Genomic DNA, 24,952 nt, shown 5'->3' with positions numbered 1-24,952 from the left:
CTTCATACCGCCCAGCAGGCGCAACCCAGCGCGCCCCAGAAGCTCTTCAGGTCGGCAATCGGCAGCTTGCTGCTCCAGGCCGTGGCGTGCCGGTGGCCGTGCACGTTGCAGTCGTTGGCGCAGGCGCAGGCGGCTGCTGCATTGCGCATTGCCTTCTGCAGCGGTGCGCCTTCCTTCGTGTCGGCCCAGCCGCCGTAGCCCCCGAAGGTGCGCGCGGGCGACCAGTCAGGCATGGCTGCGGGGGGAGTGCCTTCGTCCAGCGGCGCGAAAGGGCCGGCGCCGTAGACCACCTTGCCGCCCACCATCGTCAGCAGCGCGGTGGTGTCGGCGATGTCCGATTCGGCGCAGCCGAAGAAGTCGCGGTCGGGCACCACCAGGTCGGCCAGCTGGCCGGCCTCGATGCGGCCCTTCTTGCCGACCTCGTTGGAGAACCAGGTGACCTTCTCGGTCCACATGCGCAGCGCGGTCTCGCGGTCCACGCAGTTGCGCTGCGGGTAGAGCTGCATGCCGCCCACGGTGCGCCCCGTGACCAGCCACGACAGCGACACCCACGGGTTGTAAGAGGCCACGCGCGTGGCGTCGGTGCCGGCGGACACGTTCACGCCCTTCTCCAGCATGCGCTTGACGGGCGGCGTGGCCTCGGCCGCACCGGCGCCGTAGAGCTCCACGAAGTATTCGCCCTGGTAGGCCATGCGGTGCTGCACGGCAATGCCGCCGCCCAGCGCCGCGATGCGGTCGATCGACTTCTCGGAAATGGTTTCGCAGTGGTCGAAGAACCAGTTCAGGCCGGTCAGCGGCGTGTCCTGGTTGACCTTCTCGAACACGTCGAGCGCGCGATCGATGGTTTCGTCGTACGTGGCATGCAGGCGCCACGGCCAGCGGTTCTGCGCCAGCACGCGCACCACCTCTTCGAGCTCGCCTTCCATCTCGGGCGCCATGTCGGGGCGCGGCTGGCGAAAGTCCTCGAAGTCGGCGGCCGAGAACACCAGCATCTCGCCCGCGCCGTTGTGGCGGAAGTAGTCGTCGCCCTGCTTGTATTTCGACGTGGCCGTCCAGTTCAGGAAGTCCTGCTTTTCCTGCTTGGGCTTCTGCGTGAACAGGTTGTAGGCCAGGCGAATGGTCAGCTGCCCGGCGTCGGCCAGCTGCTGGATCACCTGGTAGTCGTCGGGGTAGTTCTGGAAGCCGCCGCCCGCGTCGATGGCGCCGGTCACGCCCAGGCGGTTCAGCTCGCGCATGAAGTGGCGCGTGGAGTTGACCTGGTAGTCCAGCGGCAGCTTCGGGCCCTTGGCCAGCGTGGCATACAGGATGGACGCGTTGGGCTTGGCCAGCAGCAGACCGGTGGGGTTGCCGGCGCCGTCGCGCACGATCTCGCCGCCGGGGGGCGCGGGCGTGTCGCGGGTGTAGCCCACGGCGCGCAGGGCGGCGCCGTTGAGCAGCGCGCGGTCGTACAGGTGCAGGATGAACACGGGCGTGTCGGGCGCCACGGCGTTCAGCTCTTCGATGGTCGGCAGGCGCTTTTCAGCGAACTGGTACTCGGTGAAGCCACCCACCACGCGCACCCATTGCGGCGCGGGCGTGATGGCGACCTGGCGCTTGAGCATGCCCATGGCGTCGGCCAGGCTGCGCACGCCGTCCCAGCGCAGCTCGAGGTTGTAGTTGAGCCCGCCGCGAATGATGTGGATGTGATTGTCGATGAGACCGGGCAGCACGGTCTTGCCCTGCAGGTCGACCACGCGGGTGGCGCTGCCGGCCAGCGGCAGCACGTCTTCACCGCGGCCCACGCGCAGGAAGCGGCCGTCCTGGATGGCCACGGCGCTGGCCGTGGGGTTGGCGCGGTCCAGCGTGGTGAAGCGGCCGTTGTGCAGGATGAGGTCGGGGGCGGTGGAGCCAGCCATGTGGGGTGTCCTTGGAGTGGTCTGGGCCGTTGCGGTCCCGGTGGTTTGAGCGCTCGCCGTTCCGGCGAGGGCGGCCGCGCCGAGCGTGCCCAGGCACAGCCGGCGGCGTTGTTCGTCGAGCGGGTCGCTCATGCGTCCTTGCGCGCGGCGGCGCCCGGCTCGGTCTTGGCGCATTGCGGCAGCTCGCCGAACACGTGCGGCTTGACCTGGTGCTGCAGCCATGAGGTCGCGGTCGCCTGCGGCTTGAGCACGCTCTTGATGAGCGGCGGCAGTTGCTCGCCGAGCAGGATGCCGAGAAGCCCCACGAGGGCGATGACCGGCGGGGCCGGCGAGCGCACCTGGAACAGTGCGTAGATCACGCCGACCAGCAGGCCGAGCGCGAGCGACAGAACGTAGGGCTTCATCTTGGTCACCGCGGGGTTCAGCCTTCGTGCGCGCCGAACATGGCCTTGGCGTAGGTCACGCCCAGGCCGTAGGCGCCGCCGAACTTCTTGGCGATGCCGGTGGTCATCTCGTAGGTGTCGGTGCGGGCCCAGTCGCGTTGCAGCTCCAGCAGGTACTGCAGCGAGGTCATGGGCTGCGCGCCGGCCTGCACCATGCGGTCCATCGCGCGGTTGTGCGCCTCGGCCGACACATCGCCGCAGGCGTCGGCGATCACGTACACCTCGAAGCCCTGGTCGATGGCCGACAGCGCCGGACCCACGATGCACACGCCGGTCCACAGGCCCGACAGCACGATGCGCGGCTTGCCGATCTCGTTGATGCGCGCGATGACGGCCGCGTCTTCCCAGGTGTTCATCGAGGTGCGGTCGAGCATCTTCTGGCCGGGGAAGGCGTCGGCGATCTCGCTGAACATCGGGCCCGAGAAGCTCTTCTCGGCCACGGTGGTCAGGATGGTCGGCACGCCGAAGCCGGCGGCCGCGTTGGCCACGAGTGCGGCGTTGTTGCGCAGCGTGATGGCTTCGATCGAGTGCGTGGCAAAGGCCATCTGCGACTGGAAGTCGATCATCACCAGCGTGTGGTCCTTGGGGGTGAGGAGCTTGGCGCCGGCGGTGGGGGTGGCTTGGATGGACATGAGGAAACTCCGTGATGAGGTGAATGAGAGAAGCAAGAAGCAGGAAGAAAGAAGGGGACGTCGCCCCGTGAAAAACGGTCGTGGGCCTTGGCATGCATCCTCGTTTCAGCGAGGGTGCATGTCTTGTCGATTAATGAGGCCGTTTGGACATTTGCCGCCGCTCAGAAGGCGGGCAGCTCGTTCGGGCGCAGGTCGAACACCAGCACCTCGGCACCCTCGCCGCGCGCCAGGTCGATCTGCTGCGCGTTGCGCATCCGGGCGCCGTCGCCTTCGGACATGCGCTGGCCGTTGACCTCCACGCTGCCGCGTGCCACGTGGCATAAACGTTGCGCTCGGGGCCGAAGGCCAGCGAGGCGGTCTCGTCGCCGTCGAACAGGCCGGCGTACACACGGGCGTCCTGGTGCACCGCGAGCGAGCCGTCGGTGCCGTCCGGCGAAATGATCAGGCGCAGGCGGCCGCGCTTGTCTTGCGGCGCGAAGTGCACCTGCTGGTAACGCGGCGCCACGCCCTTGGCGCCCGGCACGATCCAGATCTGCAGGAAGTGCAGCGGCTCGGTGGCCGACGAGTTGAACTCGCTGTGGCGCACGCCGGTGCCGGCGCTCATCATCTGCACGTCGCCGGGGCGGATGACCGAGCCCGTGCCCATCGAGTCCTTGTGCTCGAGCGCGCCGTCCAGCACGTACGAGAAGATTTCCATGTCGCGGTGCGGATGGGTGCCGAAGCCGCGGCCGGGCGTGACGCGGTCGTCGTTGATCACCAGCAGGTCGGAAAAACCTTCCTGCTCAGGGTCGTGGTAGTGGCCGAACGAGAAGGTGTGGCGCGACTTGAGCCAGCCGAAGTCTGCGATGCCACGGTCGGCGGCGCTGCGAATGTCCAACATGATTCACTCCTTGGCGGTGTTTGAATTCGATTGAATTCACAATTGGCTTCGGAGGAAGTTCCGAGGCATGGGATGAATCTTCGGGCTTCATGCAGGGGCTGTTGGCGAAACCTTTTGCCGTCTATGATCGATTTTTTCGATCATTGATCCGCACCGCTTTTTCGAAGGAACGACACGTGGTCAAACTCAGCCTGGAAGCCATCGAGGTGGTCGACGCCATCGACCGCCACGGCTCGTTCGCGGCCGCCGCCGCGCGCCTGAACAAGGTGCCCTCCACCATCTCGTACGCGGTCGGCAAGCTCGAGGAGCAGCTGGGCATGCAGCTGTTCGAGCGCAACGGCCCGCGCGTGACGCTCACTGCCGCGGGCAGCGAAATGCTCAAGGAGGGACGCTGGCTGCTGGGCGCCGCGAGCGACCTGGAATCGCGCATGCGGCAGATCGCCACCGGCTTCGAGTCGGAGCTGCGGCTGGTGCACGACTCGCTCATTCCCACGCAGGCGCTCATCGACGACATGCGCGCCTTCGAAGCGCTGCGCTGCGGCACGCGGCTGCGCATCGGCTGCGAGGCGCTCACCGGCAGCTGGGAGGCGCTGCGCGAGGGCCGCGCCGACGTCGTCATCGCCGCGGGCGAAGGGCCGGCCGGCGGCGGCTACCAGGCCGTGATGGTGGGCAGCCTGGCCTTCGCCTTCTGCGTGGCGCCCACGCATGCGCTGGCCCGCGTGACGCACCCGCTGCAGCGCGGCGACCTGCTGGAGCACAACGCCATCGTGGTGAGCGACAGCGCCCGCACGCTGTCGGACCGCACCGTGGGCCTGCTCGCGGGCCAGTCGCGCATCGCGGTGCCGTCCATGACCGCGAAGATCGCCTGCCAGGTGGCCGGCCTCGGCCACGGCTTTCTGCCGCGCGCCTGCATCGCGGGCGAGCTGGCGCGCGGCACGCTGATCGAGCTGCAGACCGAGGAGCCGCGCGCGCCCGAGGCCTTCTGGCTGGCGTGGAAGACCGGCGTGATGGGACAGGCGCTGAAGTGGTGGGTGAAGCAGCTCAACCGGCAGCTGGTGCCGGCGTTGTTGCCGCGGTCGGTGTGAAGATCTAGCGGCCCGAATGGGCACACTGGCCTACCACAACAGGCATTCGCGACCAAATCCCTCGTTTTAGGTATGGCCGCGCCGCAACGAAGCTCGCAGCATCAGCCGAACGAGACGTCGAAGAATCTGCGTGGGCGCAGACACGACACGGAAACGAACACGTCGCGGCAAGTTTGGCCCTCTCGCACCGAGAAGGCCGGCGGCAGCCTTGAAAGGCAGGAACGCGATGAAGGGCAGATGCGTCAACAGCAATATAGGCCATCTCGATACGGTTCACGGCAGGGTCCGCAAGGGGCCGCGCGTGAACCCCGACTGCGAATCGGCCAGTGATGCGTCGTCGAAGGGATTGATCGAGGCAACGGGAGCAGCGCGGTGGCTGCGATAGGTTCCGGAGGATCCATCAAGGCAGTCCACGAATGGGTGGCGGATCCCGATGTCCTTTTGATCGGGGCGCTCGCCGCCGCCTGCATTGCACTGGCGGTGTGGGCGCTCTTGCCCAACAAGCCCCTGCCGCCGAACCTCCCGCCGCCGGTGGCGGACTCGCGCCCCCGCGCATCGGTCGCGACGCCCGAATCGGGCGCGACCGTGCCTCAGGCAGCAAGCGCCTTGCCGGGAACGCCGTCCTCCGAGCCTGCACCGCCACCAACTCCCGAAACGGAAGTCGCATCATCGAAGCCACGCGAGTTCGCCACTTCAACAGGTGTCACGTCGTTGAGTTCTCGGCGATGGCGATCGAACCACGCCTTGCAAAATTTCAGCCTTGCCGCCCGATCGGAAGGGCAAGACACAGATGCCTCCTTGCCACCGTTGGACGCCACCGCGTCGCCCCGTCCGAAGCAAGGATTTGTCGAAGACGCCGTACTGTGGAACTACTGGCTGGACATGAGAGAGGGTTCCGATCCCGTGCCCCAACCCGAAGAGGGCGAACTGGCGCTGGGCACCAGGCATCGGTTGCAGTTCCGCTTGTCGACGCTCGATCTTGCGTCCTTGTTCGAGCGGGTTGGCACGACGGCCGTCTCGAGCGAAACGCTGCGAGCGCTGAAGGCTGCAGCCGAAGACCCCTTGCGTCCCGAATTCGACGTCGACGTGGTGATCCATTCCGTGGACGACGATCGCCTGGAGATCGTGCCCGGGAACGATTTCACATCCTTCAAGATCGATCTGGCGTCCGTTCGCGATCTGCTGCTCAAACCCGAGTCCCGGCCGCGCCCGGGAGAGGGCATGGCGATCCTCGACGTCATACGAAAGGCGACGATCGCTGAGTTCAACTTCAGCTTCATTGCGAAGAGGAACGGCACGCATCAGGTGGGCATCACCCTTGTCGATCGCACCACGGGTTATCCACTGGAATCCCTCATCGTCGACATCACACCCGGAAAGCCATGGCCGCAAAGTGTCCAGCTCGATGCGGGCGCCAGCAATCTGTTTCATGCACAGAGCGCGCCGTTCGACCTGGCACTTTTCTTCTACGACCTGAAGACGACAGACACGCAACATGAAGCTGCCAAGGTGATCGCAGAGCTTTGGTTCAACGATCCGGACACTGGCGTCCGCAGCCTTGTCAGCTGGCGAACCAAGACCAGTTGGCCGGGCCTGGAGAGCCTCGTTGCGACAGCAAGAGCCGCTCAGTCCGTAGACACCGTGCCTGGCGACAAGCTGCTCGAACTCGGCATCGACTTGGGGAGCACGCTTTTCCGTCCAGCGCGCGCGGGGCCCGACGAAGACGTGGCTGCGGCACAAGGCAACCGCGAACGCGCGGCGCTGGCGAGAAAAATCATCCTGCGCAAGGCCGACTACAAGGATGGCGATACACCTCCAACCATGGTCACGCGTGTCTTCAGCAGCAGCAGGAATCAGCAACCGAGGTATTCCAGTCTCGTGCTGCCGATGGCTGCCGTCGGCATCTATGACACCGACGAGAGCAAGGCCGTCTACCTCGGAGAACGCTTCGCTCTGTCCCTGTTGCTCAGCGGGCAAAGTGTCAAGGGCGGTACGTCTTGTCCAGCGGACTGGCACTTCGCGCTTCCGCTGAACAACACCGATCTCGAAGACGGGCCGCTCAAAGACGCGATGGTCGCGCTGAACGGCATGGAGAAAAACTGGTTGAACGAAGGTGAAGCCGCTTACGACAGCTTCGAGTTGACCAATCTGCGTGCATGGCTGAATCAGGGCGAGGACTCTTCACAGTCGTTCGTCTTCGCATACCTTGGACACCACGACACCAATCGCCTGTATTTCCAAGAGGGCAAAGGGGAAGTCAGGCCGGGGCGAATCGAGCGCTCATTCAATGGCAACTCGATTGCGATCCTCAACGCCTGTCGCATTTCGCTGGATCACATCAACGATCAAACGCCGGTCGGGGTACTCGCCGAGCGCGGCGTCGCGTCTACCGTGGCGACGACATCGGCCATCTCCGGAAAGCTCGCGGCCGCCTATGTCGACTGCTTCAAGTCGGTCCTGGCACAGAGCTCGGACCTGACCATTGGACAAGCTCATGCGCTGACCACCCAATGCCTGTGGTCCACCGAAAAAGGCAAGCGATGGGGAGAGAAGACCTATGAGTTCACCGGCGAGGCATTGAAGTACATCCTCATCGGCAATCCCTTCCAGCGCATCTGCGCGCCGATCAAGAGAGCCGCACCATGAAACCACTGACATTTCGCCTGCATCTTCTTGTTTTCGCCATGCTGTTCTGGGCAAGCACGGCGGCATGGGCTTCATCCGACCGTCAAGCTGTCTTCGTCAGCGACCTGCACGTCGGCGCAGGCCGCACGCCCCAGGGAAAATGGCGAAACATCGAGGACTTCCGCTGGCAGCCCGAGTTCGACAAGTTTCTGGATTTCGTCGATGCGCAGGGCAAGGGCAAGACCGACCTTGTGCTTGTCGGTGACGTCTTCGAACTCTGGCAGTCGCCTTCGATGACCTGCTCCGGCGACTTGGCGAATCCTGGCTGCACTGTTCCGGACTGCCATGACGACGACACCGAGATCGGCTGCAGCGAGAAGGAGGCAGTGGCCAGACTCGAGTACACGCTAAAGCAGCACCCCGACTTCGTTGAATCGATCAGGAAATTCGGCTCGGCCGGCGACAACCGCGTCTACTTCATTCCGGGCAATCACGACGCCGCACTGCTCTTCAACGAAGTCCGCAGGACATTGCTGGATCGTTTCGCGGGGACAAGGGTCGAAGTGCTGACCGCTGGCTATTGGCTTTCGGCGGACGGCGCCATCTACGCCGACCACGGTCATCAGTTCGACGATGTCAACAAGTTCGGGAAATGGCCCAGCCCGTTCGTGGACCGCGACGGCGTCTCGTATCTGCGCAAGCCGTGGGGCGAGAACATGGTGCAGCAGTTCTACAACCAGTACGAGGAAGTCTTTCCCATCGTCGACAACCTCTCCGACGAGAAGGCCGGACTGCAATATGCCGTTGAACAGGCTGGCTTGTCGTCTTCGGCTGCCGCGGTAGGAAAGTTCTTCCGATTCTTTCTCTTTCAGCAGTCTCTCAGGCAGGGGGCCATCGCTCTTGGAACCAACGGCACCGCCGTCAAGTGGAACTACGCGGCGGTGCGCGAGAAGCCCGTCGCATTTTTCCTGCCCCTCCTCAAGGACGCGCCGGCATTGAGTGCAAAGGCCAGCGAGGCCCTGTCGAAAGAGGTTCTTTTTCTCGAGCGCAACGCGTTGACCGAGATCGAGATCGATGCCTTGTGCGGCGCCAAGCAAGTCTCGGCAAAAGGGCCGAAGTGCCCGACCATGGGCGGCGGAACGCTTGGCGCGGGCGTGAAGGCATTGTTGGTCAGCGATCGGAAACTGCTTGCAAGGTATCTGGAAGAAGTCTTGCCCAGGATCCAGCGCCCTGGGGAACGTGCCGCGTCCCTCTATGTATACGGTCACACGCACCGCGCGGTGCCCGCCACCGCTGTCACGCTTGCGAGGATGCCGGGCGGGGTCAAGCAGGTCAGTTTCGTGAATACGGGCGCATTCCAGCGCGTTGCGAGTGCCGAGCAGATCGACGCCATTCTCCGCAATGCAAACGGGCAGGCCAAACGGTCTGTGCTTGACCTGCAGCCGGAGGATCTTCCGGCGTGCTACACCTTCGTGGCCGTGCCACCCTATGAAAGCAAACCAGGCGCCACGGTGATGACATGGTCGAGGAACACGGCAGGCGAGGCCATTGCATCGGCCGGCACGTGTCTAGACGCCCGCTGATCCGGTCTTCCGGCCTGTCAGACCCGACCGCCATTCGCCCGACGCGCATTCAACGGGCGTTCAGCCGCCGCCAGCGCGCCGGCGACGTGCCCATCTGCGCGGAAAACACCCGCGTCAGGTGGCTCTGGTCCGCGAAGCCGCAGGCCGCGGCAATCTCCGCGATCGGCAGTTCGGCCTCGCCCAGCAGCCGGCGCGCCGCCTCGACGCGTTGCGCCACCAGCCATGCGTGCGGCGTCTGCCCGGTGCTCTGCTTGAAGGCCTTGCTGAAATGGCTGCGCGACAGCGCGCACTCGCGCGCCACCTCGGCCAGCGACACGTCGCCTGCCAGGTGCGCCAGCAGGAACGCCTTGGCACGGCGCTCCTGCCACGGGGCGAGGCCGCGCGCCTCGGCATTCGGCGCGCCCGCCACCCCGCCGTAGGCATGCAGCACGTGCGCCTTCAGCGCCAGCGTGAGGTGGTCGACGAACAGGGTGCTTGCAGCTTCCGGCTGCATCAGCGCCGGCAGCATGGCGCGCGCCAGGCTGGCCACCACCGTGTCGACGGTGCCGGCCTCGCAGCGCAGCGCGCCGACGCGCGGCACGTCCATCTCTTGCGCGAAAGCGTCGATGGTCGCGCGAGGCATGTGGAACAGCATGGAACTGAAGGGGCTGCACACATAGGCCGAGGCGCACTCCGACAGGTCGGTGATGTGGAAGGCGCCCTCCTGTTGCAGGCCGAGTTGCTGCGTGGTGCCGCCCTTGCTGATGCGCCGGCTGCCGCCCGAGGCGATTTCCACGCGCAGCAGAAAGGCGTCTTCGCTCGGCAACGGGGGCAGCACGAACAGGTGCGGCTGGTCGTAGTGCATGCGCGCGATGCCGAACTCCGAGCCCCAACGCGAGGTGGTGACCAGCGAGGGCACCGCATCGACCCCGTACTGCCTGGCCAGGCGCTGGCCGAAGCGGGTGTCGTGGCAGGTGGTCGGCGGCATCGGGCGCATGTTATGCCGCCAGGCTTGCCCCGTGATGACACGGGTCATCGGCACCCGTCGGCCCATGAAAAAGGCCGCCTTGCGGCGGCCTCGATGGCGACACGACGTGCGCGCAGCCTGGGGCGGGCTACTTCTTGTCGCCGGGCACCTTGCCTTCCACGCCCTTGACGTAGAAGTTCACACCCGACAGAAACTTGTCGTCGGCCACGGCGTCCTTGGCCACCACTTCCTTGCCGTCCTGGCCCAGGATCGGACCCTTCCAGATCACGAAGCTGCCGTCTTTCAGGCCCTTCTTCACTTCCTCGACCTTGGCCTTGGCTTCGGCGGGCACGTCGTCGGCGATCGACACGAGGTCGATGGCGCCTTCCTTCACGCCCCACCACGCCTGGCCGGTCGTCCACTTGCCGTCCAGGGCTTCCTGGGTGGCCTTGATGTAGTACGGAGCCCAGTTGATGGTGGCCGAGGCCAGGTGGGCCTTGGGGCCGTAGGCGGTCATGTCCGAATCCCAGCCGAAGGCGCGCTTGCCCTTTTCCTGCGCGGTCTTGAGCACGGCCGGCGAATCGGTGTTCTGGAACAGCACGTCGGCGCCGCCATTGATCAGCGCCGTGGCCGCTTCGGTTTCCTTCGGCGGGCTGAACCATTCGTTCACCCACACGACCTTGGTCGTGATCTTCGGGTTGACCGACTGCGCGCCCAGCGTGAAGCTGTTGATGTTGCGCAGCACTTCGGGAATCGGCACCGAGCCGACCACGCCCAGCGTGTTGCTCTTGGTCATGGCACCGGCAATGACGCCGGCCATGTACGCGCCTTCGTAGGTGCGGCTGTCGTAGGTGCGCATGTTCTCGGCGGTCTTGTAGCCGGTGGCGTGCTCGAACTTCACGTCCTTGGTGTCGGCCGCGACCTTGAGCATGGGCTCCATGTAGCCGAAGGTGGTGCCGAAGATGAGCTTGTTGCCCTGGCCGACCAGGTCGCGGAACACGCGCTCGGCGTCGGCGCCTTCGGGCACGCTTTCGACGAAGGTGGTCTTGATCTTGTCGCCGAATTCCTTCTCGAGCGCCTTGCGGGCGTTGTCGTGCGCGAAGGTCCAGCCGCCGTCGCCGACCGGGCCGATGTAGGCGAACGCGATGTTCAGCGGCGCCGCCGGTGCCGGCGCGGCCGCGGCGGGTGCCGGTGCAGGCGCGGGGGCCGCTGCCGGTGCTGCCGCTTCTTCTTTCTTGCCGCAGCCGATCAGGGCCGCCGAAGCAACCGCCGTGAGGGCAGCCAGCTTGAGCAGGGAGCGCTTGTTCAGATCATTCATTGTCGGAAATCCTCAAAAAAGGACGGGTTGGCGGGAAAACGAAAAACGCGATTATGAGCCGGGGTAGAACGGTTTCCCGATGGAAGCCGGCATGTTGACGCGAATGAAAGTCGGGTTGCGCGAGATCAGCGCCAGCACCACGATGGGCGCGATGTACTGCAGCATGCTGAGGAACTGCGGCGGCACGTCGACGCCGCTGCTCTGCAGGTGAAAGCCCAGCATCGACACCCCCCCGAACAGGTAGGCGCCCAGCAGCACGCGCATCGGGCGCCAGGTGGCGAAGGTGGTGAGCGCCAGCGCGATCCAGCCGCGGCCGGCGACCATGCCCTCGACCCACAGCGGGGTGTACACGGTCGACAGGTAGGCGCCCGCCAGCCCGCACAGCGCGCCACCGGCGATGACGGCCATGAAGCGGATGCGCCGCACCGGGTAGCCCAGCGCATGCGCCGACTCGGGCGATTCGCCGACCGAGCGCAGCACCAGGCCGGCGCGCGTGCGGTACAGGAACCAGATGAGCGCAACGGTCAGCACCACGGCGAAGTACACCATCGGGTGGTGGCGGAACAGCGCGGGGCCGACGAGCGGAATGTCGCTAAGCACGGGAATGGCGTAAGACACGCTTTCCGGCAGCTTGGCCTGCACGAAGTTGATGCCGGCGAACGCGGAGAAGCCCACGCCGAACAGGCTCAGCGCGAGGCCGGTGGCGTACTGGTTGGTGTTGAGCCAGATCACCAGCACACCGAAGAAGGCCGCCAGCAGTGCGCCCGCCGCCATGCCGGCCAGGAAGCCGAGCCAGGGGTTGCGCGTGGTGACCACGGTCGCGAAACCGGCAATGGCGGCGCACAGCATCAGGCCCTCGGCGCCGAGGTTGACGATGCCGGCCTTCTCGTTGATCAACAGGCCCAGCGCCGCGATGGCGAGCACGGTGCCCGCGCTCAGCGTGGAACCCAGCAGGAGTGCGTAGCTGTCCATGTCAATGGCTCCCTTCGGTGGCGCTGGCGACAGGCGCCGTCAGCGGTGTGCTGGCCTGCAGCGAGCTTGTCGTCAGGGTGGCGGGCTTGGCCGAGGCCTTGCGGCGAATGCGGTAGGCGATGAAGGTGTCGCACGCCAGCAGCGTGAACAGCAGCAGGCCCTGGAACACGCCCGTGAGCGACTTGGGCAGGCCCAGGCGCGACTGCGCGAGCTCGCCGCCGATGTAGAACATGCTCATCAGGATGGCCGAGAAGATCATGCCCACCGGGTGCAACCGCCCCACGAAGGCCACGATGATGGCCGCGAAGCCGTAGCCCGCGGGCACGTACGGCGTGAGCTGGCCGAGCGGGCCGGCCACTTCGAGCGCACCGGCCAGGCCGGCCGCGCCGCCCGAGGTCAGCAGCGCGATCCACACCGCGCGCCGCGCCGAAAAACCCGCGTAGCGCGAGGCCGCGGGCGCCAACCCACCGACCTGCTGCGCGAAGCCCGCCCGCGTGCGGAACAAGAACACCCACAGCGCGCCCGCGCCGACGAGCGCGATCACCAGCCCGATGGTCACGCGCGAGCCCTTGAAGAGGCGCGGAATCTGCGTGACCGCCTCGAAGGTCTTGGACTGCGGAAAGTTGTAGCCGTTCGGGTCTTTCCACGGGCCGAAGACCATGTAGCCCAGCAGCAGCGTGGCCACGTAGACCAGCATGAGGCTCACCAGGATTTCGTTGGCGTTGCACTTGTCGCGCAGGAACGCGACGATGCCCGCCCACACCATGCCGCCCAGCGTGCCGGCCAGCAGGATGACCACCACGATCCACTGCCCCGTGGTCTTGTCGGCCAGCAACGCCACGCCGCCCGCCGCGATGGCGCCGAACACGAACTGCCCTTCGGCCCCGATGTTCCACACGTTCGAGCGGAAGCACACGGCCAGCCCCAGCGCGATGATGAGCAGCGGCGTGGCCTTGACCATCAGCTCGCCGATGGCATAGCCGTTCTTGATGGGCTCGTAGAAGAACACCAGCAGGCCCTTCACCGGGTCCTTGCCGAGCGCGGCGAACAGCGCCACGCCGATCAGCACGGTGATCAGCAGCGCCAAAATCGGCGAGGCATAGCTCCAGAAGCGCGAGAGCTCCGGGCGGGGTTCGAGCTTAAACATGGGCAGCTTCCTTGGCGGCGGGGGCAGCGTCGGCGGAGGCGGCCGTGGTGTCCCACAGGCCGCTCATCCATTCGCCGATCTGCGGCAGCGTGGCCGCGGCGCGGTCGATGGACGGCGACAGCCGGCCCTTGGCGATCACATGCAGGCGGTCGCAGATGTTGAACAGCTCGTCGAGTTCCTCGCTGATGACCAGCACGGCGCAGCCCGCGTCGCGCAGCGCCAGGATCTCGGCGTGAATGAGCGCGGCGGCGCCCACGTCCACGCCCCAGGTCGGCTGCGAGACGATGAAGAGCTTGGGGTTGGCGTCGATCTCTCGGCCGACGATGAACTTTTGCAGGTTGCCGCCCGACAGCGAACGCGCCGCGGCGCGCGGGCCACCGGCCTTGACCTTGAAGCGCTCGATGATGCCCCGGGCCTGGCGCTCCAGCGCGCCGGTGCGGATCCACCCGCCACGGCCCACCGCGTCGCTGCGCGTGAGCAGCAGGTTGTGCGCGAGCCCCAGCGTGGGCACGGCCCCGCGGCCCAGCCGCTCTTCGGGCACGAAGTGCAGGCCCAGCGCGCGCCGCGCGCGCGGGCGCAGCCGACCGGCGGGCTTGTCGAACACCTGGACCATCGATGCCTCGGCGCGCACGTCCTCGCCCGACAGCGTGTAGAGCAGCTCCCGCTGGCCGTTGCCCGAGACTCCCGCAATGCCGACGATTTCGCCCGCGCGCACGTCGAACGAAACGCGCTCGAGGTCTACGCCGAACTGGTCTTCGCGTGCCAGCGTGAGTGCCTTCACGCGCAGGGCCACCGCACCCGCATGCACCGGCCGGTGCTGCAGCGGCGGCGGTTCGCTGCCGATCATCAGGCGCGACAGCGACTGGGTGCTTTCGTTCTGCGGGTTGCACACGCCCGTGACCTTGCCGCCGCGCAGCACGGTGCAGGCGCTGCACAGCGCCTGGATCTCGTGCAGCTTGTGGCTGATGTAGAGGATGCTGCAGCCCTCGGACGACAGCTTCTTCAGCACGTTGAACAGCTTGACGACCGCCTGCGGCGTGAGCACCGAGGTCGGTTCGTCCAGGATCAGCAGCTTGGGGTTGGTGAGCAGCGCGCGAATGATTTCCACGCGCTGCATCTCGCCCACCGACAGCGTGTGCACCGGCCGCGCGGGGTCGATGTCCAGCCCGTACTCGCCGGCCTTGGCGGTGATGCTGCGCGCCACCTCGGCCAGCTGCAGCGACTTGTCCAGGCCCAGCCACACGTTCTCGGCCACGGTGAGCGTGTCGAACAGGCTGAAGTGCTGGAACACCATGCTGATGCCCAGCGCCCTCGCCTGCTGCGGGTTGCGCAGGTTGACGGCCTGGCCATCGAACAGGACGCTGCCTTCGTCGGGCTTGACCGACCCGTAGATGATCTTCATCAGGGTCGACTTGCCGGCCCCGTTCTCGCCGAGCACGGCATGGATTTCGCCGGGCTGCACGGCCAGGGAGATGTCGCTGTTGGCCACCACCGCGGGATACCGCTTGGTGATGTGCGCGAGTTGGAGTCTGGGGGTTGTCATGCCGGTTTCGTGGTTTGTCTCGTTCAACACATCAAGGCGGGAACAGCTATCAGTTTAATAGCGTCCCCGCAACCGGCGGCGCGCCGTCAGTGGGCGCCGACGTAAGCGAACTTGAAGAGGAACACCGCCGCGATGATCCACACCGACACATGCACTTCCCGTGCCCGTCCGGTGAACAGCTTGAGCACCGCGTACGAGATGAAGCCGAAGGCCAGCCCTGTGGCAATCGAGTAGGTGAACGGCATGGCCAGCGCGGTGAGCGCGGCCGGAATCACCTCGGTGGTGTCGTCCCAGTCGAGCTCGGTCAGGTCGCGCAGCATCAGGCAGCCCACGAAGAACAGCGCCGGTGCCGTGGCGTAGGCCGGCACCGAGCCCGCCAGCGGCGAGATCATCAGGCAGGCCAGGAACAGCAGCGCCACCACCACCGCCGTAAGGCCGGTGCGGCCGCCCGCTTGCACGCCGGCCGCGCTTTCCACATAGGCCGTGGTGCTGGAGGTGCCGAGCAGCGAGCCCGCGAAGATGGCGCCGCTGTCGGCCAGCAACGCCTTGTTCATGCGCTCCATCTTGCCGGGCACCAGCAGGCCCGCGCGCTTGGCCACGCCCATCAGCGTGCCGGTGGCGTCGAACATCTCGACCAGGAAGAACACCAGCACCACGTTCAGGATGCCGCCCTTGAGCGCGCCCATCACGTCCAGCTGCATGAAGGTGGGCGCCACCGACGGCGGCGCCGCGAACACGCCGTGGAACTTGTTGTCGGCCACGAAGAACGACAGCACCGTCACCGCCAGGATGCCGATGAGGATCGCGCCGCGCACCTTGAGCCGGTCGAGCACCACGATGATGAAGAAGCCCAGCGTGGCCAGGATGACCGGCGGCGTGTGCAGGTCGCCCAGCGTGACGAAGGTGGCCGGCGAGGCCGCGACCACGCCCGCGCTTTTCAGCGCAACCAGCGCCAGGAACATGCCGATGCCCACGGTGATCGCCGTTCGCAGCGAATGCGGTATGCCGTCGATGATCAGCTTGCGCAGCCCCGTCACGGTCACCACCAGGAACAGGCAGCCCGAGATGAACACCGCGCCCAGCGCCACCTGCCACGTGTAGCCCATGCCCAGCACCACCACGTAGGAGAAGTAGGCGTTCAGCCCCATGCCCGGCGCCATGGCGATCGGGTAGTTGGCATACAGCCCCATGATCAGCGTGCCCAGCGCCGCGATGAGGCAGGTGGCCACGAACACCGCGCCCTTGGGCATGCCCGCGTCGCCGAGGATGCTCGGGTTCACGAAGATGATGTAGGCCATGGTGAGGAAGGTGGTCAGGCCCGCCACCAGCTCGATGCGCACCGTGGTGTCGTGCTCGCTGAGCTTGAACACCCGCTCCAGCAGGCCCGGGCGGTTTGCGCCGCCCACGGCTGCACGCGCACGTGCGGACTCGTCATGCCCCGGAATGCGGGGCTCGGCGCCTTGGGGCGCCTGTTCCAACGTACTCATTTCGCTTGTCTCCAGCTGTTGTAGTGGCGGTTGCTTCATCGTTGCCCCCGCTCACGACGCCGGCGCGAGCGGGGATCTCTCAGGGATCGGAAGTCTCAGGGTCGGCAGGCAGCCGGCCGGGTGCCACGGGCAGGGGCGACACCGGTGGACGCAGCGACGCCGCCACGTCCTTGATGCATTCGCGCAGCCAGCGCGCGGAGCTCGAGGAATGGGTGCGTTCGTGCCAGAGCTGGTAGTACATGAGGCGCGGCAGCGCCACCGGGCAGTCGAGGATCTTCAGCGGCAGGCGCGCGGCGAAGCGCTCGCAGTACTGGCGCCCGGTGGTCAGCACCAGCAGGCTGGAGGCCACCATGTCGGGAATGAGCCCGAAGTGCGCGCAGCGCGCCGTGATGTTGCGCTGCCGCCCCAGCGCGTCGAGCATCTGGTCGATGATGCCGCGCCCGCCCGGGTGCATGGGCGTGGGCGCGATGTGCTCGGCCGCCAGCCAGGTCTCCAGGTCCCAGCCGCGGCGCACCGCCGGATGGTCCTTGTTGACCAGCGACACCACCTCGTCGCCGAAGAGCCGCGCCATGTGCAGGTCTTCCGGCGGCTTCAGCCAATTGCCGATGACCAGGTCGACCTGGCCGAGCGCCAGGTGCCCGTGGTAGTCGGAGTCGGGCGAGAGCGCGTGGATCTCGATCTGGCACAGCGGCGCGTCGCGCTTGACCTGCGCCACCAGCATGGGCAGGAACAGCGGGTCCATGTAGTCGCTGGCCGCGATGCGGAAGGTGGTGGCCGCCGACTGCGGATCGAAACCGCGCGCGTCGGAGAACAGCATCTCGGCCGCGCGCAGGATGCTCGCGGCGGGCTCGACCATGCGCAGCCCCGCGTCGGTGGGCACCATGCCCGAGCCCGAGCGCACCAGCAGCGGGTCGCCCGACAGTTCGCGCAGGCGCTTGAGCGCGGCCGAAACGGCCGGCTGGTACATCCCCAAGCGAATGGCTGCGCGCGAGACACTGCGGTCGGTCAGCACGGTGTGAAGCACCCGGATCAGATGCAGGTCGATCTTGTCGAAAAGCGCCTGGTCACGCATGTTGCTCCCCCCCAGTCTTCGCGCACTTCGTGTCGCAACGCCCGCCCCCTACCGGGGGCAACACCAGCGGCCCGGCGAAGCCGGTTCCGCGGTGTTTCGCGAATGAAGTCAAGGCGTGGGGCATGGAGAGAGCTTTGGACATGCGCCAAAGTCTACGAGTGACTAGGCGGTCTGAACGGCGGTGATGGCGCGAAGAATCGATTCGCTCGTGGCCGGCGCCTTCAGCGGCGGATCGACCTTGTGGTCGCCGGCCGCTGACACCGCGTCGCGGATCGCGAAGAACACCGAGAACGGCAGCAGGAGCGGCGGCTCGCCCACGGCCTTGCTGCGGTGGATGGAGTCCTCGAAGTTCTGGCCCTCGAACAGGCGCACGTTGAAGACGGGCGGGCAGTCGTTGGCGGTCGGAATCTTGTAGGTGCTGGGCGCGTGCGTGGTGAGCTTGCCGCTCTGCGGGTGCCACACCAGCTCTTCGGTGGTGAGCCAGCCCATGCCCTGGATGAAGGCGCCTTCCACCTGGCCGATGTCCACGGCCGGGTTCAGCGACTTGCCCGCGTCGTGCAGGATGTCGGCACGCAGCAGCTTCCATTCGCCGGTGAGCGTGTCGACGATCACCTCGCTCACCGCCGCGCCGTAGGCGTAGTAGTAGAACGGGCGGCCCTGCATCTTGTCCTTGTCCCAGCTCAGGCCCGGCGTGGCGTAGAAGCCGTCGGACCACAGCTGCTTGCGGTCGAGGTAGGCCTCGCCCACCACGGTGCTGAAGGCCAGCGTGCGCCCGGCGACCTCGACCTTGTCGTTGGCGAAGCGCACGGCGCTCGCCTCGCCGCCATGGCGCGCTGCCGCGCTTTCTGCCAGGCGCTCGCGGATCTGGCGCGCGGCATCCTGCGCGGCCTTGCCGTTCAGGTCGGCGCCGGTCGATGCCGCCGTGGCCGAGGTGTTCGCCACCTTGGTCGTGTCGGTAGCGGTCACGCGCACGCGCTCGAAGCTCACGCCCAGCTCGTGCGCCACCACCTGAGCAACCTTGGTGTTCAGGCCCTGGCCCATCTCGGTGCCGCCGTGGTTCACGAGGATGGAGCCGTCGGTGTACACGTGCACCAGCGCGCCGGCCTGGTTGAAGTGCTTCACGTTGAACGAGATGCCGAACTTGAGCGGCGCCAGCGCCAGGCCGCGCTTGAGCACAGTGCTCTTTTTGTTGAAGGCCGCGATGTCTTCGCGCCGCGCGCGGTAGTCGCTCGATGCTTCCAGCTCGGCCACGAGTTCGTGGATGATGTTGTCGGTCACGGTCTGGCGGTAAGGGGTGACGTTGTTCTCTGCCTTGCCGTAGAAGTTGACGCGCCGCACATCGAGCGGGTCGCGCTTCAGTTCGCGCGCCACGGAGTCGAGGATGTTCTCGATGGCAATGGCGCCCTGCGGCCCACCGAAGCCGCGAAACGCGGTGTTGCTCTGAGTGTGGGTCTTGCCCGAGAAGCCGTGCATGGCCACGTTGGGCAGCCAGTAGGCGTTGTCGAAGTGGCACAGCGCGCGGGTCATCACCGGGCCCGACAGGTCGGCCGAGTGGCCGGCGCGCGAGACCATCGTGATCTCGGCGCCCAGGATGCGGCCCTCGTCGTCGTAGCCCACGTCGTATTCGTACCAGAAGCAGTGGCGCCGCCCGGTGATCATGAAGTCGTCGTCGCGGTCCAGCCGCAGCTTCACCGGGCGCTGCAGCTGGCGCGCCGCCACGGCCGCCACGCAGGCGAAGATGGCCGACTGCGACTCCTTGCCGCCGAAGCCGCCGCCCATGCGCCTGCACTCCACATGCACCTCGTTCGACTGCAGGTGCAGCGCATGCGCCACCAGGTGCTGCATTTCGCTCGGATGCTGCGTGGAGCAGTGGATGTGCAGCGCGCCGCCTTCCTTGGGAATGGCGTAGCTGATCTGCCCCTCCAGGTAGAACTGCTCCTGCCCGCCCACGTCCAGCGTGGCTTTGTGGCGGTGCGGCGCCTGTGCGATGGCGGCGCGCACGGCCGCCTCGTCGCCTTCGTTGGCGCCGCCGCCGCTGCGCACGATGTGCATGGGCGGCACCACGTACTGGCCGCGCGCATGGGCGTCCTGCGGCGTGATGACGGGCGGCTGCGCCTCGATGGTCAGCGCGTCCTTCGCTTTCGCGGCGGCGCGGCGGGCAGCCTCCCGCGTCTCGGCGATCACGGCGAACACCGGCTGGCCGAGGTAGCGAATTTCGCCACCGTCGTTCACGGGCAGCAGGATCGGGTCGTCGTGAACGATCGAGCCGCAGTCGTTGGTGCCAGGAATGTCGTCGGCCGTGAGCACCGCGACCACGCCCGGCATGGCGCGGATGGCGTCCAGCGACAGGGCCGTGACGCGGCCGGCCGCGGCCGGCGACAGGCCCAGCGCGCAGTGCAGCGTGCCGGCCAGCTCGGGAATGTCGTCGATGTAGGTGGCCTCGCCGGCCACGTGCAGGTGCGCCGATTCATGCGGGCGGCTGATGCCCACGCGCATGCCGCGCTCGTGCGCCAGCGCCTCGGCGCCCACGTCGATGCGCGCGGCGGTGTTGGCCAGGTAGTCGGCAAAGGCCTCGGCGGGCTGCAGCAGGCGAGCGTCGATGGGTTTGTTCATGGTCAGACTCCTTCGGCAGCCGCTTTGGCCGGGGCATGGGGCATCACGCTCCAGACGCTGGTTTCTTCCAGCGACAGGGCGTCGGCGGCGCGGGTTTCCAGCCACAGGCGCTGGACGAGGTTCTGCGCCACCAGCAGCCGGTAGTCGGCCGAGGCGCGCATGTCCGACAGCGGCTTGAAGTCCTGCGCCAGCGCGAGCTTGGCGGTGGCCACGCTGGCCTGCGTCCAGGGCTTGCCGAGAATGGCCGCCTCGGCGTTGGCCGCGCGCCGCACGGTGGCGGCCATGCCGCCGAAGGCCAGGCGCACGGCCTTGACCGTGTCGCCGCCGGCTTCGAACTCGATGGCGAAGCCCGCGCACAGCGCCGAGATGTCGCAGTCGAAGCGCTTGCTGATCTTGTAGGCGCGCACCTGGCGCTTGAGTGCCGCATGCGGCACGGCCAGCCCCTGCACGAACTCGCCCGGCTGCAGCTGGTTCTTCATGTAGTCCAGGTAGAACTCGCTCAGCGGCATGCGGCGCACCGCGTCGCCGCGGCGCAGCTCGATCTGCGCATCGAGCGACATCAGCACCGGCGGCGAATCGCCGATGGGCGAGCCGTTGGCCACGTTGCCGCCCATGGTGCCGGCATGGCGGATAGGCGGCGAGGCGAAGCGCAGCCACACGTCCTGCAGGTTGGGCACGCGTTGCACCAGGGCCTCGAAGGCGGACTCGAGCGAGGCGCCGGCCCCGATGTAGAGCTCCCCGCCCGCATCGTTCTCGCGGTCTTCGATGGTCTTCATTTCGGCCACGTCGCCCACGTAGATGATGTCGCCCAGGTCGCGAAACTGCTTGTTGACCCACAGGCCCACGTCGGTGGAGCCGGCCAGCAGCTGGGCGCGGGGCTTGCGCTCGCGCAGCGCTGCGAGCTGGGCCAAAGTCCTGGGGGCGTGGAAGTGGTCGATGCGCGCGCCCAGGGGGGCGGCATAGTCCAGGCCATCGTTTTGCAGCGCGGTGAGCGCGGCGACCACCGGCGTCGTGTCCAGGCGCACGGAAGGCAGGTCGAACATGCGCTGGCCGGCATCGAGGATCGGGCGGTAGCCGGTGCAGCGGCACAGGTTGCCCGACAGGTCGTCGGCCAGCTGCTGGCGCGTGGGCTGGGTGCCTTCGGCCTGGTGGTGCTCGTAGGTGGACCACAGCGACATCACGAAACCGGGGGTGCAGAAGCCGCACTGGGAGCCGTGGCAGTCGACCATGGCCTGCTGCACCGGGTGCAGCGGGTGCACGGCGTGCTGCTTCTTGTCGACGGTCCTGGCGCACTGGCCCTTGAGGTCTTCGACCGTGAACAGCGCCTTGCCGTGCAGCGTGGGCAGAAACTGGATGCAGGCATTGACCGTCTGCAGGTTCAGCCCGCCGACCGCGCCCGGCGCCTGCGGGTCGGAGGCCAGCTCGCCGATGACGACGGTGCAGGCGCCGCAGTCGCCCTCGTTGCAGCCTTCCTTGGTGCCGGTGCAGCGGGCGTCTTCGCGCAGCCAGTCGAGCACGGAACGGGTCGGGTGGACGCCGGTCACGTCGACGATCTTTCCGCGATGGAAGAAGCGGATGGGTTGAATCTGGTGACTGCTGTCGGTGCTCATGCTCTTTGGGCTCGTGGGCGGCTCGGTTTTCGGCCAAGGCTGGACGTTAGCTGCTTCGGTCGCGGCGAACATACCGTGGCGGCCATATTGCGTATGTGGGGTGCGGTATGCAACGTGCTGGAAAACCCTTGCTGGGGGTGTTGCAATTAATGGGCCATTCGAAGGGCCGGCCGCACGCGGCACCACCAAGGCGCGCGAGGCGGCGCTGCCCCAGTCAGAAGACGCCGGCCTTCTCGAAAGCGGCCCGCAGCGCCCGGACGATGTCGCCCAGCGCAGCGGTCGCGAGCCGGTTCTTCTTTTGAAATGCCGCCCACTGTTTGTGCTTGTCGGCATCGGCCCCGAAGGCATCGGTCAGGCCGGCAGGCAGCGGCATCTGCCGGCGTGCGAAGGTTGCCTCGATGGCGCGGCGCAGCTCCTGGTCGTCCAGCCGGCTTTCGACGAGCAGGACCCACAGGTCGAAGTAGTCCTTCAATCGGGTGTTGACCATGCCCAGCAGGCAGATGGCATGGAATTTCTCGGCGACCACCGTGTACTTGGGGTACGCGCGCAACTGGGGCGCGGGCATGTCGTGCAGCAAGACCGGATAAGAGACAGCTTGCGGCGCCGGCGTTACCGCGTCCCCGAAGCCGATGTCCACCTGCAGCGCGATGCGCGCGCCGTCGAGCCTTGCCTGGAGGTCGATGCGCACGCCGCCATAGCCAACCTCCTTGCGAATCTCCGACCCCTTGACGGACGCCGAATCGAGGACGACGCCGTCGTCGACTTCGACCCGGCAAATCTGAACGAAGGCCGCGACCACCGACGCGACGTCGCTCGGGCCGAAGCCCAGCAGGTCGGCATCGCGCGTCGGTCGGTGAGGATGGTCGTACCACAGCGAAAAAAGCAACGCACCCTTCAGAAGGAAGTCCGGCGCATGCGGCGAGACGGACAGCCTGTAGAGGAGCCGCTCCAGGCCGTAGCGTGTGAGCGTGAGGTTGAAGTCCTGCTTCGATGCGTCGGCCTGCTGCTTCAGGCGCGCCCGAATGGAGGCGGCGAGGTTGCGGCTCATTGCGGAACCTGCGTGCTTCGCACCGAAATGCGAGCTTGCTCGGGGCGGCCCGGCTTCGCACTCATGCGCTCACGCTCTGCATATAGGGGCGCATCACGTTCGTCACCCGATTGACGGCGGCGTAGTGCCAGAGCGCGTCCATGCTCAGCTTGCGCTGCGACCACCCGTCGTGAAGCGCTTCCAGCGCGACGTCCAGGCCGATCTTGTTGCGGAACTTGAAGCAGTCGGCCACGGTCTTCGACGCATTGAAGACCGGGATCTGCACGCCATCGACCTCTTCCGGTTCGATGCCTTCGGCAAGTGCCGCGCCGGACATCCTGACCACGCGCAGTGCCGGGTGTGCGATGCGCGGCACGGGCACGTTGGACGGGAGTGCCAGCCACACCTCGAAAGGCGCCTGGGTGCCGATGCCGTGCATGCGCAGTGCCGAAAGCAGGCAGACCACCCCTCGCGGCACGCGCAGGGCGACTTCCGCGAGCGAGCGATGTTCGCTCAATGGACGGCCTGGAAGGCTGTAGACACCGCGCGCCACGCGCTCGAGCTTGCCGGCGGCGACCAGCCGGCCCAGTGTCATGGTGGGAAGCCCATGCGCCAGAACGTCGCGTGCGCGCAGCAGGGGGTGCCCCTCGGCCAGTGCAAGGACGGCCCGTTCGCGCGTGGCATCAGGACGAATCATCATTCCGGGAGTTTGTTGCAAAAACTATGTACAAGTCAACAAAGACATTAATAACGCAACGACCCGAACAACGGCCGGCACCGCCCTCAGCGCACCAGGTCCCACCCCATCATCAGCGCCGCGAAGCCCATCAGCGCGGTGCCGCCCCAACCGAGCCAGCGGGTGCGCCGGCCCGAGGTGAACACGCCCATCACCTTCTCGCGCGTGACCAGGATCATCATCGCCGCCATGATCGGCACGGCCACCACGCCGTTGATGACCGCGCTCCAGTAGAGCGCCTTCATGGGGTCGATGGGCGTGAAGTCCAGCGCGGTGCCCACCAGCGTGGCCACGGCGATGATTCCGTAGAACTCCTTGGCCTCGCGCCAGTGCCGCTCCAGCCCTTCTTCCCAGCCGAAGGCCTCGGCCACCGCGTAGGCCGCCGAAGACGCCAGCACGGGCACCGCCAGCAGGCCGGTGGCGATGATGCCGCCGGCGAACAGCCAGAACGCGAAGTCGCCGGCCAGCGGGCGCAGCGCCTCGGCCGCCTGCGCGGCGGAGGTCACGTCGTGCACGCCGGCCGAAAACAGCACCGAGGCGCCCACCACCATCACGAAGAAGGCGATGAGGTTGGAAAAAGTCATGCCCACCCAGGTGTCCAGCCGCACGCGCTTCAGGTCGCGCCGCACCTGCACGTCGGTGCCGCGCTGCCCGCCCTTCAGGCGAAGCTCTTCCACCTCTTGCGAGGCCTGCCAGAAGAAAAGATAGGGCGAGATGGTGGTGCCCAGCAGCGCCACGATCATCATCCAGTAGTCTCCGCTCCACTGCAGCTTGGGCACCACCAGGTCGTGCAGCACATGTGCCCACTCGACCTGCACCACGAACACCGCCGCCACGTACGCAAACAGCGTGAGCGTGAGCCACTTGAGGATGTGCGCCAGCTTGCGGTACGGCACGAACACCTGCAGCAGCACCGTGACCACGCCGAACACCAGCGAATGGAAGTGCGCCCCGCCGCCCACCACCAGCTGCAGCGCCTCGCCCATGGCCGCGATGTCGGCCGCGATGTTGATGGTGTTGGCCACCACCAGCAACGCCACCAGCACGATCAAAAAGCTGCGCGGCATGTGCTCGCGCAGGTTGGCCGCCACGCCCTTGCCCGTGACCCGGCCGATGCGCGCCGACACCAGCTGGATGGCCACCATGAAAGGCAGCGACAGGAACACGGTCCACAGCAGCCCGGTGCCGAACTGCGCCCCGGCCTGCGTGTAGGTCGCAATGCCCGACGGGTCGTCGTCGGCCGCGCCGGTGACCACGCCGGGGCCGACGTGGCGCAGGAAGGAGGGGATGCGTTTTTTCATGTTCGCTCCGATGGTTGCATGCCGAGCCTGACCTGTA

18 protein-coding genes and 1 pseudogene are annotated in these 24,952 nt (G+C 66.9%); 3 read left to right on the top strand and 16 right to left on the bottom strand.

Annotation, left to right across the window (positions count from 1 at the left end; all coding sequences use genetic code 11):
* Nucleotides 1-2: 2 nt before the first annotated feature.
* The 4 genes and pseudogenes from ACSFA5_RS00410 to ACSFA5_RS00395 form a co-directional block, all read right to left on the bottom strand.
* The gene (locus ACSFA5_RS00410) at nucleotides 3-1,895 is read right to left on the bottom strand and encodes an amidohydrolase (protein WP_435442024.1); all 1,893 of its coding nucleotides are present in this window, start codon (nucleotides 1,893-1,895) and stop codon (nucleotides 3-5) included.
* Nucleotides 1,896-2,023: 128 nt separating this feature from the next.
* Nucleotides 2,024-2,299, bottom strand: coding sequence for a DUF1427 family protein (locus ACSFA5_RS00405; RefSeq protein ID WP_435442023.1), 276 nt, complete (start codon nucleotides 2,297-2,299; stop codon nucleotides 2,024-2,026).
* A gap of 17 nt (nucleotides 2,300-2,316) precedes the next feature.
* The gene (locus ACSFA5_RS00400) at nucleotides 2,317-2,970 is read right to left on the bottom strand and encodes a hydrolase (RefSeq protein ID WP_435442022.1); all 654 of its coding nucleotides are present in this window, start codon (nucleotides 2,968-2,970) and stop codon (nucleotides 2,317-2,319) included.
* Nucleotides 2,971-3,131: 161 nt separating this feature from the next.
* A pseudogene (locus ACSFA5_RS00395) lies at nucleotides 3,132-3,850 on the bottom strand (pirin family protein).
* Between the two features lie 176 nt (nucleotides 3,851-4,026).
* Between ACSFA5_RS00395 and ACSFA5_RS00390 the strand changes: the two are divergent.
* The 3 genes from ACSFA5_RS00390 to ACSFA5_RS00380 all read left to right on the top strand — a co-directional run bounded on the left by ACSFA5_RS00390 (nucleotide 4,027) and on the right by ACSFA5_RS00380 (nucleotide 9,143).
* Nucleotides 4,027-4,935, top strand: a complete 909-nt coding sequence (locus ACSFA5_RS00390; RefSeq protein WP_435442021.1) for a LysR family transcriptional regulator — start codon at nucleotides 4,027-4,029, stop codon at nucleotides 4,933-4,935.
* 372 nt (nucleotides 4,936-5,307) lie between these two features.
* On the top strand, nucleotides 5,308-7,581 hold the full coding sequence (locus ACSFA5_RS00385; RefSeq protein ID WP_435442020.1) for a hypothetical protein: 2,274 nt from the start codon (nucleotides 5,308-5,310) through the stop codon (nucleotides 7,579-7,581).
* Nucleotides 7,578-9,143 (top strand): metallophosphoesterase, encoded by a 1,566-nt coding sequence (locus tag ACSFA5_RS00380; protein WP_435442019.1) that lies wholly within the window; start codon nucleotides 7,578-7,580, stop codon nucleotides 9,141-9,143. Before ACSFA5_RS00385 ends, ACSFA5_RS00380 begins: the two co-directional genes overlap by 4 nt.
* Before the next feature lie 49 nt (nucleotides 9,144-9,192).
* Here ACSFA5_RS00380 and ACSFA5_RS00375 read toward each other — a convergent pair whose 3' ends face one another.
* The 12 genes from ACSFA5_RS00375 to ACSFA5_RS00320 form a co-directional block, all read right to left on the bottom strand.
* Nucleotides 9,193-10,110 carry an AraC family transcriptional regulator gene (locus ACSFA5_RS00375; RefSeq protein WP_435442018.1) on the bottom strand — a complete coding sequence of 306 codons (918 nt, stop codon included), beginning with the start codon at nucleotides 10,108-10,110 and terminating at the stop codon, nucleotides 9,193-9,195.
* Between the two features lie 127 nt (nucleotides 10,111-10,237).
* The gene (locus ACSFA5_RS00370; protein WP_435442017.1) at nucleotides 10,238-11,407 is read right to left on the bottom strand and encodes a BMP family ABC transporter substrate-binding protein; all 1,170 of its coding nucleotides are present in this window, start codon (nucleotides 11,405-11,407) and stop codon (nucleotides 10,238-10,240) included.
* Nucleotides 11,408-11,458: 51 nt separating this feature from the next.
* Nucleotides 11,459-12,379 carry an ABC transporter permease gene (locus tag ACSFA5_RS00365; RefSeq protein ID WP_435442016.1) on the bottom strand — a complete coding sequence of 307 codons (921 nt, stop codon included), beginning with the start codon at nucleotides 12,377-12,379 and terminating at the stop codon, nucleotides 11,459-11,461.
* A 1-nt stretch (nucleotide 12,380) separates the two neighbouring features.
* Nucleotides 12,381-13,526 (bottom strand): ABC transporter permease, encoded by a 1,146-nt coding sequence (locus ACSFA5_RS00360; RefSeq protein ID WP_435442015.1) that lies wholly within the window; start codon nucleotides 13,524-13,526, stop codon nucleotides 12,381-12,383.
* Nucleotides 13,519-15,069, bottom strand: coding sequence for an ABC transporter ATP-binding protein (locus tag ACSFA5_RS00355; protein ID WP_435442014.1), 1,551 nt, complete (start codon nucleotides 15,067-15,069; stop codon nucleotides 13,519-13,521). The genes ACSFA5_RS00360 and ACSFA5_RS00355 overlap by 8 nt, the downstream gene beginning before the upstream one ends.
* A gap of 86 nt (nucleotides 15,070-15,155) precedes the next feature.
* Nucleotides 15,156-16,556, bottom strand: a complete 1,401-nt coding sequence (locus ACSFA5_RS00350) for an NCS2 family permease (RefSeq protein WP_435442013.1) — start codon at nucleotides 16,554-16,556, stop codon at nucleotides 15,156-15,158.
* Nucleotides 16,557-16,635: 79 nt separating this feature from the next.
* On the bottom strand, nucleotides 16,636-17,628 hold the full coding sequence (locus tag ACSFA5_RS00345; RefSeq protein ID WP_435442012.1) for a LysR family transcriptional regulator: 993 nt from the start codon (nucleotides 17,626-17,628) through the stop codon (nucleotides 16,636-16,638).
* Nucleotides 17,629-17,790: 162 nt separating this feature from the next.
* Nucleotides 17,791-20,241 (bottom strand): xanthine dehydrogenase molybdopterin binding subunit, encoded by a 2,451-nt coding sequence (xdhB, locus tag ACSFA5_RS00340; protein ID WP_435442011.1) that lies wholly within the window; start codon nucleotides 20,239-20,241, stop codon nucleotides 17,791-17,793.
* 2 nt (nucleotides 20,242-20,243) lie between these two features.
* A complete protein-coding gene (gene xdhA, locus ACSFA5_RS00335; RefSeq protein WP_435442010.1) occupies nucleotides 20,244-21,851 on the bottom strand; it encodes a xanthine dehydrogenase small subunit in 1,608 nt (535 codons plus the stop codon).
* A 214-nt stretch (nucleotides 21,852-22,065) separates the two neighbouring features.
* Entirely contained in the window at nucleotides 22,066-22,899 is an 834-nt protein-coding gene (locus ACSFA5_RS00330) for a nucleotidyl transferase AbiEii/AbiGii toxin family protein (RefSeq protein ID WP_435442009.1), read from the bottom strand.
* Between the two features lie 61 nt (nucleotides 22,900-22,960).
* Nucleotides 22,961-23,575: a type IV toxin-antitoxin system AbiEi family antitoxin domain-containing protein gene (locus ACSFA5_RS00325; protein WP_435442968.1), complete on the bottom strand. Its 615-nt coding sequence runs from the start codon at nucleotides 23,573-23,575 to the stop codon at nucleotides 22,961-22,963.
* An 86-nt stretch (nucleotides 23,576-23,661) separates the two neighbouring features.
* Complete coding sequence (locus ACSFA5_RS00320; protein ID WP_435442008.1) at nucleotides 23,662-24,915, bottom strand: NRAMP family divalent metal transporter; 1,254 nt, start codon at nucleotides 24,913-24,915, stop codon at nucleotides 23,662-23,664.
* Nucleotides 24,916-24,952: the final 37 nt, after the last annotated feature.

Source organism: Variovorax monticola (assembly GCF_051216855.1).
GTDB lineage: Bacteria > Pseudomonadota > Gammaproteobacteria > Burkholderiales > Burkholderiaceae_C > Variovorax.
The sequence above is the reverse complement of the archived record's forward strand: the minus strand, read 5'-3'. Positions and strand labels throughout refer to the sequence as shown.

Excerpts from the sequence above, each read along its gene's own strand:
- ACSFA5_RS00410 (WP_435442024.1), bottom strand. The coding sequence starts at position 1,895 with ATGGCTGGCTCCACCGCCCCCGACCTCATCCTGCACAACGGCCGCTTC.
- ACSFA5_RS00405 (WP_435442023.1), bottom strand. The coding sequence starts at position 2,299 with ATGAAGCCCTACGTTCTGTCGCTCGCGCTCGGCCTGCTGGTCGGCGTG.
- ACSFA5_RS00400 (WP_435442022.1), bottom strand. The coding sequence starts at position 2,970 with ATGTCCATCCAAGCCACCCCCACCGCCGGCGCCAAGCTCCTCACCCCC.
- ACSFA5_RS00380 (WP_435442019.1), top strand. The coding sequence starts at position 7,578 with ATGAAACCACTGACATTTCGCCTGCATCTTCTTGTTTTCGCCATGCTG.
- ACSFA5_RS00375 (WP_435442018.1), bottom strand. The coding sequence starts at position 10,110 with ATGCCGCCGACCACCTGCCACGACACCCGCTTCGGCCAGCGCCTGGCC.
- ACSFA5_RS00370 (WP_435442017.1), bottom strand. The coding sequence starts at position 11,407 with ATGAATGATCTGAACAAGCGCTCCCTGCTCAAGCTGGCTGCCCTCACG.
- ACSFA5_RS00365 (WP_435442016.1), bottom strand. The coding sequence starts at position 12,379 with ATGGACAGCTACGCACTCCTGCTGGGTTCCACGCTGAGCGCGGGCACC.
- ACSFA5_RS00360 (WP_435442015.1), bottom strand. The coding sequence starts at position 13,526 with ATGTTTAAGCTCGAACCCCGCCCGGAGCTCTCGCGCTTCTGGAGCTAT.
- ACSFA5_RS00355 (WP_435442014.1), bottom strand. The coding sequence starts at position 15,069 with ATGACAACCCCCAGACTCCAACTCGCGCACATCACCAAGCGGTATCCC.
- ACSFA5_RS00350 (WP_435442013.1), bottom strand. The coding sequence starts at position 16,556 with ATGAGTACGTTGGAACAGGCGCCCCAAGGCGCCGAGCCCCGCATTCCG.
- ACSFA5_RS00345 (WP_435442012.1), bottom strand. The coding sequence starts at position 17,628 with ATGCGTGACCAGGCGCTTTTCGACAAGATCGACCTGCATCTGATCCGG.
- xdhB (WP_435442011.1), bottom strand. The coding sequence starts at position 20,241 with ATGAACAAACCCATCGACGCTCGCCTGCTGCAGCCCGCCGAGGCCTTT.
- xdhA (WP_435442010.1), bottom strand. The coding sequence starts at position 21,851 with ATGAGCACCGACAGCAGTCACCAGATTCAACCCATCCGCTTCTTCCAT.
- ACSFA5_RS00330 (WP_435442009.1), bottom strand. The coding sequence starts at position 22,899 with ATGAGCCGCAACCTCGCCGCCTCCATTCGGGCGCGCCTGAAGCAGCAG.
- ACSFA5_RS00325 (WP_435442968.1), bottom strand. The coding sequence starts at position 23,575 with ATGATTCGTCCTGATGCCACGCGCGAACGGGCCGTCCTTGCACTGGCC.
- ACSFA5_RS00320 (WP_435442008.1), bottom strand. The coding sequence starts at position 24,915 with ATGAAAAAACGCATCCCCTCCTTCCTGCGCCACGTCGGCCCCGGCGTG.